This is a genomic window from Enterobacter sp. RCC_40 (assembly GCF_041360735.1).
Taxonomy (GTDB): Bacteria; Pseudomonadota; Gammaproteobacteria; order Enterobacterales; family Enterobacteriaceae; genus Enterobacter; species Enterobacter ludwigii.
In genome coordinates, this window is record NZ_JBFUPR010000007.1 from 105,188 (window position 1) to 117,934 (window position 12,747).

Genomic DNA, 12,747 nt, shown 5'->3' on the forward strand with positions numbered 1-12,747 from the left:
TAAGGAATTGAGCGCCTATGAAACCACGTCAGCGTCAGGCGGCCATTCTGGAGCATCTGCAAAAGCAGGGAAAATGCTCGGTAGAAGAACTGGCCCACTACTTTGACACCACCGGCACGACAATACGAAAGGATCTGGTATTGCTCGAAAACTCTGGTGCAGTCATCCGAACCTACGGCGGCGTGATGCTCAACAAAGATGAAGCCGACCCGCCTATCGATCACAAAACGCTGATCAATACTCACCAGAAAGCGCTGATTGCCGAGGCCGCCGTAAAATTTATCCATGATGGCGACTCCATTATCCTTGATGCAGGCAGCACCGTGCTGCAGATGATCCCGATGCTCAGCCGCTTTAACAACATCACGGTGATGACCAACAGTCTGCACATCGTCAACGCCCTGTCGGAGTTCGACAGCGAGCAAACCATTCTGATGCCCGGCGGGACGTTCCGTAAAAAATCTGCGTCGTTTCACGGTCAACTGGCGGAAAACGCCTTTGAACACTTCAGCTTTGATAAACTCTTTATGGGCACGGACGGTATCGATTTGAACGCCGGCGTGACGACCTTTAACGAGGTGTTCAGCGTCAGCAAAGCGATGTGCAACGCCGCGCGCGAAGTGATTTTGATGGCAGACTCGTCGAAGTTTGGCCGTAAAAGTCCCAACATTGTCTGCAGCCTTGAAAGCGTCGATAAGCTCATTACCGACGCAGGTATCGACCCGGCGTTCAAAAAAGCGCTGGAAGAGAAAGGGATCGACGTGATTGTAACCGGAGAGAGAGATGAGTGATTTTCTGTTAAACGCAGGCCGCCAGACCCTGATGCTGGAGCTGCAGGAAGCCAGCCGCCTGCCGGAACGTCTGGGCGAGGATTTTGTGCGCGCGGCAAACACCATTATCCAGTGCGAAGGTAAAGTGGTGGTCTCCGGGATCGGCAAGTCCGGTCATATCGGCAAAAAGATTGCCGCTACGCTTGCCAGCACCGGCACACCGGCATTCTTCGTGCATCCGGCCGAAGCGCTGCACGGCGATCTGGGGATGATTGAAAGCCGCGACGTGATGCTGTTTATCTCCTACTCCGGTTCGGCCAAAGAGCTGGATCTCATCATCCCGCGTCTGCAGGAAAAATCGGTCGCGCTGCTGGCGATGACCGGTAAATCCCGCTCACCGCTGGCACTGGCGGCAAAGGCCACGCTTGATATCTCCGTTGAGCGCGAAGCCTGCCCGATGCACCTCGCCCCCACCTCCAGCACCGTGAATACGCTGATGATGGGCGACGCGCTGGCAATGGCGGTAATGCAGGCACGCGGCTTTAACGAAGAAGATTTTGCCCGCTCGCACCCGGCGGGCGCGCTCGGTGCGCGACTGCTCAATAAAGTTCATCATCTGATGCGGACCGACGAGGCCATTCCGCAGGTCAAACTCAACACCAGCGTAATGGATGCGATGCTGGAACTGAGCCGCACCGGGCTGGGTCTGGTAGCGGTGTGCGATGAAACCGGTAGCGTTAAAGGCGTGTTTACCGACGGCGACCTGCGCCGCTGGCTGGTGGGCGGCGGCAAGCTGGAATCCCAGGTTTCGGAAGCGATGACCCGGGGCGGGCTGACCCTGAACGCCGAGAGCCGCGCCATCGAAGCCAAAGAGGTGCTGATGAAACGCAAAATCACCGCCGCGCCGGTGGTGGATGAGCACGGCAAGCTGTGCGGCGCCATCAACCTGCAGGATTTCTACCAGGCCGGGATTATTTAACCTTTGAGTCCCAGACGTTTCGCCAGCCGGTGCAGGTTGGCGACGTCCATTTCCAGCGCTCGCGCGCACGCCGCCCAGCTGCGGTTATTCTGCTCCAGCGCGCGGGCGATCGTCTGACGCTGAAACGCTTCTGTTGCTTCCCGCAGGTTCTCATGGGCCATTTCCGGCGCGGCAGGCGTAACGAACGAAGCGGTATCATCGTGCAATGCGAAATGCCGCGCGTGGATCACCACCTCATCTCCCGAACGTGTCGCCCGCGCCAGCACCACGGCGCGGTGAATCGCATGTTCCAGTTCGCGTACGTTACCCGGCCAGCCGTATCGCATCAGATGGGCTCGCGCACCGGGGCTTAATACCGCGCGGGAAAGCCCCATTCGTAACCGACATTGCTCGCAGAAAAACCCCGCCAGCAGCACCACATCGTCACCGCGCTCGCGTAGCGGCGGCACGGTAAGCGGAAACACGCTCAGACGATGGTACAGGTCAGCGCGGAAATTCCCGGCCAACACCTCTTCGCGCAGGTCGCGGTTGGTTGCCGCCAGCACACGCACGTTGACTCTCAGGCTGCGATCGTCGCCGACGCGCTGAATATCGCCGTACTGCAGGACGCGCAGCAGTTTGGCCTGAAGCGACAGCGACAGTTCGCCAATTTCATCGAGGAACAACGTGCCGTTATCCGCCATTTCGAATTTGCCGCTGCGGTTGCTGATCGCCCCGGTAAACGCCCCTTTGACGTGACCAAACAGCTCACTTTCCGCCACGCTTTCCGGCAGCGCGGCGCAGTTGAGGTACACCAGCGGGTTGACCGCGCGCGGCGAGGCTTCGTGGATGCCCTTCGCCACCAGCTCTTTACCGGTGCCGGTTTCCCCGAAAATCAGCACGTTTAAATCCGAGGCCGCCACGATATCGATCTCTTTTTTAAGCTGCACCATCCCCGGTGACAGCCCAATCATCTCCGTGTGTGCCACCGGTTCAAACGCCGACGGGCTGCCGGGAAGGATGTTCTGGCTCTCCAGCTGTTCGATCAGCAGCGCGTTATTCAGCGCACCGGCGGCCAGCGCGGCAATCAGCCGCAGCTCTTCATCGCTAAAGGTGTCGAACTGATCCGGCGACAGGCCGTCGAGGGTTAATGCCCCAATCAGGTTTTGTCCGGCAAACAGCGGCAGACCGATACAGGCATGAACTTTCAGGCTCTCCTGCCCCGGGATCAGCCCGTCGTAAGGGTCGGGCAAATCACTGTCCGCCGGAAAGCGCACCACGTCACCGGCCCGCGCGATGGTTTCCAGACGCGGATGGCCTTCCAGGGAGAAGCGTCGCCCAAGAACGTCCTGCGCCAGCCCGTCGATAGCCAGCGGAATAAACTGCCGGGCGTCGTAGCGCAGCAGTGCCGACGCATCGCACGCCAGCACCTGGCGCAGCGTCGAAATCAGCCGCTGAAAACGGTCCTGATGACCGATACCGGTTTGCAGTTCAATGGCAATTTTTGCCAGTACGTCTACGGAAAAGCTCATCTGCGCCTCACTGTCATTTTGACCATGCATATTGTCACAATGACCATAAATCAGATAGTCATATTGACTACCCATTACGAGTAATAAAATTTAAAAACCATAAAAAACAGCAACATGAAAAACTGGCACGCAACTTGATAAAGGCTAGTCATCTTATTTGAAAAACGCCGTATTAATTGAGGTTGCTATGTCTATTCTGGTTAAAAATAACATTCATTGGGTTGGCCAACGTGACTGGGAAGTGCGTGACTTCCACGGAACGGAGTACAAAACGCTGCGCGGCAGCAGCTACAACAGCTATCTCATCCGTGAAGGCAAAAACGTGCTCATCGATACCGTCGATCACAAATTCAGCCGGGAGTTCGTGCAAAATCTGCGCAGTGAAATCGATCTTGCGGATATCGACTACATCATCATTAACCATGCGGAAGAGGATCATGCCGGGGCGCTGACCGAGTTAATGTCCTGCATTCCCGACACCCCGATTTACTGCACCACCAACGCCATCGACTCGATTAACGGCCATCACCACCACCCGGAGTGGAATTTCCACACCGTCAAAACCGGCGACACGCTGGATATCGGCAACGGCAAACAGCTGATCTTCGTTGAAACCCCGATGTTGCACTGGCCCGACAGTATGATGACCTACATGACCGGCGATGCGGTGCTGTTCAGCAACGATGCCTTCGGCCAGCACTATTGTGACGAGCGCCTGTTTAACGACGAAGTGGATCAAACCGAGCTGTTCGAACAATGTCAGCGCTACTACGCCAATATCCTGACGCCGTTCAGCCGTCTGGTGACGCCAAAAATCACCGAAATCCTCGGCTTTAACCTGCCCGTGGATATGATTGCCACCTCTCACGGCGTGGTGTGGCGCGAAAACCCCACCCAGATCGTGGAGCTGTACCTCAAATGGGCCGCGGATTATCAGGAAGACCGTATCACGCTTTTCTACGACACCATGTCTAATAACACCCGCATGATGGCGGACGCCATTGCGCAGGGTATTAACGAAGTCGACCCGAACGTGGCGGTGAAAATCTTCAACGTGGCGCGTAGCGATAAAAACGAGATCCTGACCAACGTCTTCCGCTCCAAGGGCGTGCTGGTGGGCACCTCCACGATGAACAACGTGATGATGCCGAAAATTGCGGGCCTTGTAGAAGAGATGACCGGCCTGCGCTTTCGTAATAAACGGGCCAGCGCATTTGGCTCCCACGGCTGGAGCGGCGGCGCAGTAGACCGGCTCTCCACGCGTTTGCAGGATGCCGGTTTTGAGATGTCCATGAGCCTGAAGGCGAAATGGCGTCCGGACATCGACGCGCTTGAATTGTGCCGCCAGCATGGCCGTGACATTGCGCGTCAGTGGGCGCTCGCGCCGCTCCCCGACATGAACGCTAAAAACCCCGCGCCCGCCGCAGCGGTCGCTGACGGTGGCCCTCGCATGCAGTGCAGCGTCTGCCAGTGGATTTACGACCCGGCACAGGGCGAGCCGCTGCAGGATGTTGCCCCCGGTACCCCCTGGTGCGACGTGCCGGACAATTTCCTCTGCCCGGAATGTTCCCTGGGAAAAGAGGTCTTTGACGAACTGGCGACGGAGGCACAATGAACCACGGTATCGTTATCATCGGCTCGGGCTTTGCCGCCCGCCAGCTGGTGAAAAACATTCGCAAACAAGACGCCAGCGTGCCGTTGACGCTCATTGCCGCCGACAGCATGGACGAGTACAACAAGCCTGATTTAAGCCACGTTATCAGCCAGAATCAGCGAGCCGAAGACCTCACCCGCCAGACCGCGGGGGCGTTCGCGGAACAGTTTAGTCTGCGGTTATTTCCGCACACCTGGATAACCGACATCGACGCCGCCGCCCATGTGGTGAAAGCAAAAGACAAAACCTGGCAATACGACAAGCTGGTACTGGCGACAGGGGCGTCTGCTTTTGTACCTCCGGTGGAAGGCCGGGAACTGATGATCACCCTCAACAGCCAGCAGGCGTATCAGGCCAGTGAAACCCTGCTGCGTGACGCGAAGCGGGTGATGATTGTCGGCGCAGGGTTGATTGGCACAGAGCTGGCGATGGATTTTAGCCGGGCGGGTAAATCCGTCACCCTGGTCGACCATGCGGCAAGCATTTTGTCGGCGCTGATGCCAGCAGAAGTAAGTAGTCGCTTACAGCATCGTCTGACCGATATGGGCGTACATCTGCTGCTGAAATCCCAGCTGCAAAGCCTGAAGAAAACCGGGAGTGGTATTCATGCAACGCTCGACCGCAGCCGCAGCGTTGAGGTGGATGTGGTGGTTGCCGCCACGGGCCTGCGTCCGGAAACGGCGCTGGCGCATCGCGCCGGCGCGGAAACAGGCCGTGGCGTGAAGGTAGACAGCTACCTACAAACCACGCAGCCCGATATTTACGCCCTGGGTGACTGCGCTGAAATTAACGGACAGGTCCTGCCCTTCCTGCAGCCCATTCAACTGAGCGCCATGTACCTGGCGAAAAACCTGTCTGGCGGCAGTGCGCCACTGAAATTACCCGCCATGCTGGTAAAAGTAAAAACGCCGGCGCTCCCGCTGCACCTGGCAGGCGAAACCGAGCGTCCGGACCTGCACTGGCAACTAACCATTGAACCTCAGGGAATGGTGGCTCGTGGGTGCGACAGCGAAGGACAGATGCGCGCCTTTGTGGTGAGCGAAGACCGGATGAAAGAGGCTTTCGCTCTGCTGAAATCATTACCCGCTTAACGCTGATTCGCCTGCCACGCTAACGTAACCTTTGGATTTTATGGTCCACAGCCCCGATGTCCCGGGGCTTTTTTTTCAACGTCGTTTAGCCAGATAACGACAATGATGTTCAGACGCCGCGTCAGGAACGCACGACAAGCGCATCGTAGCCGCGCCAGCGATAATTGATCATGGAAATCAGCCAGCAGGCAACGAACAGCCCGACCACCACGAACCCGGCGTTACCGAGGTTGTCATTAACTGCGCCAATGCGATCCCAGAAGCCTCCGCTGAGGGCAAATTTATCCATCAACAGACCCAGAGCTTCCAGCCCGCCGATAAACAGCGCCACCACCACGGAGGTACCGGTGATGGTCATGTTGTAGTAAAGCTTGCGCTGCGGCTTGTTAAACGCCCAGCCGTAAGCGCCGACCATCAGCAGATTGTCGAGGGTATCGACCAGCGCCATACCGCTGGCAAACAGCGCCGGGAAGATCATGATGGACCAGACTGACATCCCGTTTGACGCGCTGGCGGCTGAAATCCCAAGCACACCGATTTCCGTCGCGGTATCAAACCCCAGACCAAACAGGAAACCGACCAGGTACATCTGCCAGCTCTTGTTCACCAGGCGGAACGTTGCGCCAAACAGCCAGTTCATGACTCCGCCTGATGCCGGAAGCGTGATGTCGTCACGCGTGACCTGACCGTTCTTCAGCGCCTGAAAATTACGCCACACGCCGCGCAAAATCACCAGATTGACCAGCGCCATCGCCAGCAGAAACGTTGCAGAAACGGCGGTGCCAATCAGGCTGCCGGTTTCATGAAACCATGCCATATTCTTCTGAAACGCCGTGGCGGTGGCCGCAATGGCAATGGAGGCCAGCACCACAATGGTGGAGTGTCCCAGAGAGAACCACGCCCCCACGCCGGAAGGGCGTTTACCCTGCTGCATCATCTTACGCGTGACGGTATCAATGGCTGCAATGTGGTCGGCATCCACCGCATGACGGAGTCCATAACACCAGGCCAGCAGGCTGGCGGCCATCAGCGCCGTATTGCCGCTGAAGGTTTGCCATGCCCAGCCCCATGCCAGAAGATTAGCCATTACCAGAGCCAGCAGCAGAAACGCCGCGCGGGGTTCATTGCGTAAGAGTCGTAACATTTTACATCCTTTGTGAACATGACCGGGCGGCAGCAACCACCGCCTGCCCGAAGGAGATAGCGCCGTCACCTGACGGCAGATGATGAGGAAAAAGCAGCGTGAAGTCTGAGAGGTAATGGCGCAGTCGCGCGAGCAGCAGACGGTTATGTAACACGCCGCCGCTGAAGCATACGGTGGAAAGCCCCAGTCGCCGGGTATGGGAGGTGACAAGCTCCGCCAGCCCTTTCGCCAGCGCATCGTGAAACGCCCATGCCCGCTCGCAGGGTTCCGCCTGCCAGTTCAGCCACTGTTGCCAGAAGCGCGTAAGGTTATCAGCCTGAAGCGTAACCGGATGTTGAACGTCGTGGCACTGCGCGGCCAGCGCTTCAAGCCGGCAGGCGGCCTCACCTTCATAGCTCTGGGTTTCTGACGTGATTCCGAGCGCGCAGGCCACCGCGTCGAACAAACGGCCGCAGGATGAGGCCAGCGGCGCGTTTAAACCGCGCTGAATGGCCGTAGCCAGTAGCGGCCAGTTTTGCCGCTGAACGTCACGCGTTTCCGGGTACTGCTGCCAGTCCGGCACAAACGCCAGGCAGTGGGCAAGTAAATTGCGCCACGGCTGCATGGCAGCCCTGTCTCCGCCCGGCAGCGCAACCGCAGGCAGACCGCCCAGACGTTCGCAGTCGAGATAGTTTACCCGCAGGCACTCTCCGCCCCACAGCGCGCCGTTTTCGCCCATGCCGATCCCATCCAGCGTCAGGGCAATGACATCTCCGCCCTCAAGCGGCCAGCCGTTTTCTGCCATGCATGCCGCCGCGTGAGCGTGGTGGTGAAGCACGGTGTCGATCGGCAAAGCCTGGGCTTGCGCCCACTGTCGGGCGTGATAGCCCGGATGGGCATCGCATACCACGCGCTGCGGCTGAAACGCATAGATCTGCTGCATCATCGACAGCGCAGAACGCCACTGGGCCTCGACACCGTCGTCACTCAGATCGCCAAAGTGCTGACTCAGTACCGCCTGGTTACCGCGCACCAGACAGAAGGTATTTTTCATATCAGCACCGGTGCACACCATCGCCGGGACAGCGCTGAAACCGGCGGGCAGCGTGATGGCATCCGGCACAAAACCGCGCGCGCGACGCAGCATCATACCGTCCTGATCCATCACGGAATCATCCATACGCTGCAGGATGTCGCGGTTGTGCAGCAGGAATCCGTCAGCGATGTCGCCCAGTTCATCCAGTGCCTGCTGGCAGGTGATGGCCGGCGGACGCCCGCTGAGGTTGCCGGAGGTCATCACCAGCGGGCGCTGGCAGTCCATCATCAGCACATGCTGTAGTGGGTTAGCGGGCAGCATCAGGCCAACGGTGTCCAGCCCTGGCGCAATCGCGTCAGGAAGCGGAGGACACCATGCTTTTGGCGTGAGCACGATGGGCGCTGCAGGCGAGCGCAGCAGCGTTTGCACTGATTCCGGCACTCCCTCCGCCTGCGGGATCATGACCGCCAGTGGCTTCATCGGGCGCTGTTTGCGCGCCCGCAGGGTTGCCACCGCCTGCGCGTTGGATGCGTCACAGGCAAGGTGAAAACCGCCCAGCCCTTTGATGGCGACAATCCCGCCATTTTTGAGCATGTGGACCGCCGCACTCAGCGCAGACTCGCGGGTGGCAACGGTCTCGCCCGCGCGCCATTCCAGCTCGGGTCCACAATCCGGACAGGCTACCGGCTGCGCGTGAAAACGGCGGTCAGCGGGATTGCGGTACTCGGTTTCACACGGCTCACAGAGGGGAAATGCCGCCATTGACGTGGCCGGGCGGTCATAGGGCATGGCGCGAATGATGGTAAAACGTGGACCGCAATGGGTACAGTTGATAAACGGATAGCGATAACGCCGCGCTCGGGGATCGCGCATTTCAGCCAGGCACGCCGGGCAGGTAGCGGCATCCGGCACAATCTGGGTGTCCATCGCTCCGCCCGCGCTATGGCGAATGGTGAACGCCTGCGGCACCGTTGCCCAGGTGAATGGCTGGCTGTCGACAGCATCGATACGTGCCAGCGGTGGGCAGTCCTGATGCAGCCTCGCGGTAAAGGCCCCCCCATTACCCGCGAGACGCACCAGCACGCCCTCTCCGTCATTACAAACGTCACCCGTCAGCTGTAGCTGATGCGCCAGTTGCCAGACGAAGGGACGAAACCCTACCCCCTGCACCTTGCCGCGCACCCGCAACTGTACGCCGTTATCGCCCATCGCGACTTAAAACAGCAGTGACGATGACGTGTCGAACGCGGCACGACGACGTTTTTCCGCGCTCATCTGCTCAAGCTTGTCGCGATCCACGCAGACCAGGGCGTGCGTCGGGCAGGCTTCCATACAGGCCGGGCCGGCGTCACGGTGGTAGCAGAGATCGCATTTATTGGCTTCCGCCTTTTCCGCGCGCACGCTCAGCCCCATGCCGCTGTTGCGCACAACCGGACGCACCACGACTTCCATCGCACCGTACGGGCAGGCAACCACACAGGTTTTGCAGCCGATGCAGCGCTCCTGCATCACATGCACGAATCCTTTCTCACGTTTGATGGCCCCGTTTGGGCAGACGTTAGCGCACGGCGCATCCTCACACTGGCGACAAATAGCGGCCGTGGAGATATTCACGCCTTTAATGACGTGGATCCGCGGTAAAAAGGTATCAGGGGTGAGCGATGCGCAATCCTGCTCCGCCTGATGGGAAACCACACACGCCACTTCACAGGTACGGCAGCCAATGCATTTACTGGCATCGGCCATAATAAAACGGTTCATCTGCTTCTCCAGCATTACAGTCCTGCGCGGAGATATACATAAACCGTGCCAATTATTAACCTGTTGATTTTATGCAGTTTATAAAATGACAGCAGGGCTGTCATCGTCACTTCTGACGATGACAGCTGTCGACATCAGCGGTGAGGCCCGTCAATGACCGAGTCACGCAGGATAAGCTCGCCGGAGAAGGTTTGCTGGTACTTAAACTCACCGCCATCCAGCAGGAAGATCAGGCGGCTAATGGTCTCTTTGATCATCTCCGTCACCGGAATGCGCACGCTGGAGAGCGAGGGGACGATGTAGGGGGCGATGGCCACATCGTCAAAGCCAATCACCGACACGGCATCCGGGGTGGCGATCCCGCACTCGTGCAGTTGTTTCATGGCACCAATCGCCATATCGTCATTACTCGCCACCAGCGCCGAAAAGGTTTCACCGCGCGAAAGCAGCTCAGACACTGCTGCCGCACCGCTGGCCGGGTTCCATTTCCCCTGCGCAATCAGCGACGGGCGCAGCGGGATCTGGTGTTGTGCCAGGGCGTCTTTGTAGCCCGAGAGACGCTCAACGCCCGTGGGGGAATCCAGCGAACCGGTGATAAACGCAATCTCCCGGTGCCCTTTCTGAATCAGCTGCGACACGGCGTCCTGGCAGGAGGCTTTATGATCTGACCAGACGCTGTGACTGCTGTTTTTCCGTAAGCGGCGGTTGAGGACCATAATCGGCTGTTCGCATTTCTCAACGATGTCGTCCATCTCATCCACGCTCAGGAAACGCGGGTAAATGATCACCGCGTCACAGCGCATATCGAGCAAATACTGAATGGCCTCGCGCTCTTCATCCGCACTGTGCTTACCGTCCGCCAGGATCAGCTGCCGCCCTTTCTCTTCCGTCATGCGGGCGGCGTGAAAGAGCAGTTCGCTAAAATAGACGCCGTGATAAAGGGTGTTGGTGACCACCAGACCCAGCGTCTGGGTACGTTTGGTCGCCAGATTTCGTGCCAGCAAATTCGGGCGATAGCCGCTCTCTTCAATCGCCTGAAACACCCGGTCTTTGGTCTCCTGGCTGACGTAGCCATTGCCCGACAATACCCTGGAAACCGTCGCTTTCGAAACGCCTGCCCGCTTCGCGACTTCAAGCATCGTGGTCATCGTAATCTTCCGTTTGAAACTACCAGCGCGCAGTGTACTGCACTGCAGAAAAATTGTCGCAGCGGCGATATCACGCTTTTTACCCCTCCAGGTGATCATCGTCACGAAATGAAAAAATGTACAAAATGTGATCTTGTTTCATTCAAAGAAACTATTGATGATTATGTGGAACCGGTTTCCTACATTTCTCACAACGATAACAGGATTACATCCGATGGCCAAAAATTACGCTGCGCTGGCGAATGACGTTGTCAGCGCGCTCGGCGGCAGAGACAACATCGTCGCCGTCACCCACTGCATGACGCGACTGCGTTTCGTCCTCAAAGACGAAAGCCTCACCGATGCCCCGCGCCTGAAAAGCATTAACGGCGTGCTCGGCGTGGTCCGCAACGACAACCAGTGCCAGGTGATCATTGGCAACACCGTGTCTCAGGCCTACCGCGAAGTGGTAAGCCTGCTGCCCACCGACCTGCAGCCTGCCGTACCGGAAGGCCCGCAGAAAATGACCCTGCGCCGCATCGGTGCCGGGATCCTCGATGCGCTGATCGGCACCATGTCACCGCTGATCCCGGCGATCATCGGCGGTTCAATGGTCAAACTGCTGGCAATGATCCTGGAGATGACCGGCGCCCTGGAAAAAGGGGCACCGACGCTCACCCTTCTGACGCTGATTGGCGATGGCGCGTTCTTCTTCCTGCCGCTGATGGTCGCCGCCTCTGCCGCAGTGAAATTCAAAACCAACATGTCGCTGGCGATTGCCATCGCGGGCGTGCTGGTACATCCGGGCTTTATCGAACTGATGGCGAAAGCCGCACAGGGCGAGCACGTTGAATTCGCCTTTATTCCGGTGACGGCAGTGAAATACACCTACACGGTCATCCCGGCGCTGGTGATGACCTGGTGCCTGTCGTACATCGAACGCTGGGTTGATCGTATTACGCCGGCGGTCACGAAAAACTTCCTTAAACCGATGCTGATCGTTCTGATTGCCGCCCCGCTCGCCATCGTGCTGATAGGGCCGCTCGGGATCTGGATCGGGAGCGCGATTTCAGCGCTGGTCTACACTATTCACGGCTATCTGGGCTGGCTCTCCGTGGCCATTATGGGTGCCCTCTGGCCGCTGCTGGTGATGACCGGGATGCACCGCGTATTTACGCCGACGATCATTCAGACCATTGCCGAGACGGGCAAAGAGGGAATGGTTATGCCGTCGGAAATCGGAGCCAACCTGTCGCTCGGCGGTTCATCGCTGGCGGTGGCGTGGAAAACGAAAAACCCGGAACTGCGCCAGACGGCGCTGGCGGCAGCGGCTTCTGCCATCATGGCAGGCATTTCAGAACCTGCCCTCTATGGTGTGGCGGTACGTCTGAAACGCCCGCTGATTGCGAGCCTTATCAGCGGCTTCATCTGCGGGGCAGTGGCTGGCATAGCCGGTCTTGCCAGCCACTCAATGGCGGCGCCGGGGCTGTTTACCAGCGTACAGTTCTTTGATCCGGCCAACCCAATGACCATCGTCTGGGTATTCGGGGTCATGGCGCTGGCGGTTGTGCTCTCGTTTGTTCTGACCCTGATTTTAGGTTTTGAAGATATCCCGGTCGAAGACGAGGCTGAGAAAGCACGCGCCCTGCAGAGCGCTCCGGTTCAGGCCAAAGCAGCACAAGTCTAAATTTATAG

The 12,747-nt window shown here is 58.4% G+C and carries 10 protein-coding genes; 5 read left to right on the plus strand and 5 right to left on the minus strand.

Annotated elements, in window-relative coordinates; translation table 11 throughout:
- Positions 1-17 precede the first annotated feature (17 nt).
- Both AB6731_RS19685 and gutQ read left to right on the plus strand, forming a co-directional pair.
- Entirely contained in the window at positions 18-791 is a 774-nt protein-coding gene (locus AB6731_RS19685; protein WP_014171348.1) for a DNA-binding transcriptional repressor, read from the plus strand.
- Entirely contained in the window at positions 784-1,749 is a 966-nt protein-coding gene (gene gutQ / locus AB6731_RS19690) for an arabinose-5-phosphate isomerase GutQ (protein ID WP_020883846.1), read from the plus strand. Before AB6731_RS19685 ends, gutQ begins: the two co-directional genes overlap by 8 nt.
- Here the strand turns inward: gutQ and norR are convergent.
- Complete coding sequence (norR, locus tag AB6731_RS19695) at positions 1,746-3,260, minus strand: nitric oxide reductase transcriptional regulator NorR (protein ID WP_333061475.1); 1,515 nt, start codon at positions 3,258-3,260, stop codon at positions 1,746-1,748. The two genes, gutQ and norR, sit on opposite strands and share 4 nt — an antisense overlap.
- A 187-nt stretch (positions 3,261-3,447) precedes the next feature.
- Between norR and norV the strand changes: the two genes are divergently transcribed.
- Positions 3,448-4,875 carry an anaerobic nitric oxide reductase flavorubredoxin gene (norV, locus tag AB6731_RS19700; RefSeq protein ID WP_063925524.1) on the plus strand — a complete coding sequence of 476 codons (1,428 nt, stop codon included), beginning with the start codon at positions 3,448-3,450 and terminating at the stop codon, positions 4,873-4,875.
- On the plus strand, positions 4,872-6,005 hold the full coding sequence (norW, locus tag AB6731_RS19705; RefSeq protein WP_032680414.1) for an NADH:flavorubredoxin reductase NorW: 1,134 nt from the start codon (positions 4,872-4,874) through the stop codon (positions 6,003-6,005). The genes norV and norW overlap by 4 nt, the downstream gene beginning before the upstream one ends.
- A gap of 121 nt (positions 6,006-6,126) precedes the next feature.
- On the opposite strand, the gene AB6731_RS19710 is transcribed toward norW, so the two are convergent.
- The 4 genes from AB6731_RS19710 to AB6731_RS19725 all read right to left on the minus strand — a co-directional run bounded on the left by AB6731_RS19710 (position 6,127) and on the right by AB6731_RS19725 (position 11,073).
- Positions 6,127-7,149 (minus strand): HoxN/HupN/NixA family nickel/cobalt transporter, encoded by a 1,023-nt coding sequence (locus AB6731_RS19710; RefSeq protein WP_371006691.1) that lies wholly within the window; start codon positions 7,147-7,149, stop codon positions 6,127-6,129.
- Between the two features lies 1 nt (position 7,150).
- Positions 7,151-9,373 (minus strand): carbamoyltransferase HypF, encoded by a 2,223-nt coding sequence (hypF, locus tag AB6731_RS19715; protein ID WP_371006692.1) that lies wholly within the window; start codon positions 9,371-9,373, stop codon positions 7,151-7,153.
- A gap of 6 nt (positions 9,374-9,379) precedes the next feature.
- Complete coding sequence (hydN, locus tag AB6731_RS19720) at positions 9,380-9,925, minus strand: electron transport protein HydN (RefSeq protein ID WP_023308960.1); 546 nt, start codon at positions 9,923-9,925, stop codon at positions 9,380-9,382.
- 134 nt (positions 9,926-10,059) lie between these two features.
- Entirely contained in the window at positions 10,060-11,073 is a 1,014-nt protein-coding gene (locus tag AB6731_RS19725) for a LacI family DNA-binding transcriptional regulator (protein ID WP_047956018.1), read from the minus strand.
- 214 nt (positions 11,074-11,287) lie between these two features.
- Here AB6731_RS19725 and ascF point away from each other — a divergent pair, with 214 nt between their 5' ends.
- Positions 11,288-12,739, plus strand: a complete 1,452-nt coding sequence (ascF, locus tag AB6731_RS19730; protein WP_032680409.1) for a PTS cellobiose/arbutin/salicin transporter subunit IIBC — start codon at positions 11,288-11,290, stop codon at positions 12,737-12,739.
- Positions 12,740-12,747: the final 8 nt, after the last annotated feature.

What these genes read in the sequence shown, in the direction of transcription:
- norR (WP_333061475.1), bottom strand. Translation starts at nt 3,260, where the DNA reads ATGAGCTTTTCCGTAGACGTACTGGCAAAAATTGCCATTGAACTGCAA.
- hypF (WP_371006692.1), bottom strand. Translation starts at nt 9,373, where the DNA reads ATGGGCGATAACGGCGTACAGTTGCGGGTGCGCGGCAAGGTGCAGGGG.
- AB6731_RS19710 (WP_371006691.1), bottom strand. Translation starts at nt 7,149, where the DNA reads ATGTTACGACTCTTACGCAATGAACCCCGCGCGGCGTTTCTGCTGCTG.
- norV (WP_063925524.1), top strand. Translation starts at nt 3,448, where the DNA reads ATGTCTATTCTGGTTAAAAATAACATTCATTGGGTTGGCCAACGTGAC.
- AB6731_RS19725 (WP_047956018.1), bottom strand. Translation starts at nt 11,073, where the DNA reads ATGACCACGATGCTTGAAGTCGCGAAGCGGGCAGGCGTTTCGAAAGCG.
- ascF (WP_032680409.1), top strand. Translation starts at nt 11,288, where the DNA reads ATGGCCAAAAATTACGCTGCGCTGGCGAATGACGTTGTCAGCGCGCTC.
- norW (WP_032680414.1), top strand. Translation starts at nt 4,872, where the DNA reads ATGAACCACGGTATCGTTATCATCGGCTCGGGCTTTGCCGCCCGCCAG.
- hydN (WP_023308960.1), bottom strand. Translation starts at nt 9,925, where the DNA reads ATGAACCGTTTTATTATGGCCGATGCCAGTAAATGCATTGGCTGCCGT.
- AB6731_RS19685 (WP_014171348.1), top strand. Translation starts at nt 18, where the DNA reads ATGAAACCACGTCAGCGTCAGGCGGCCATTCTGGAGCATCTGCAAAAG.
- gutQ (WP_020883846.1), top strand. Translation starts at nt 784, where the DNA reads ATGAGTGATTTTCTGTTAAACGCAGGCCGCCAGACCCTGATGCTGGAG.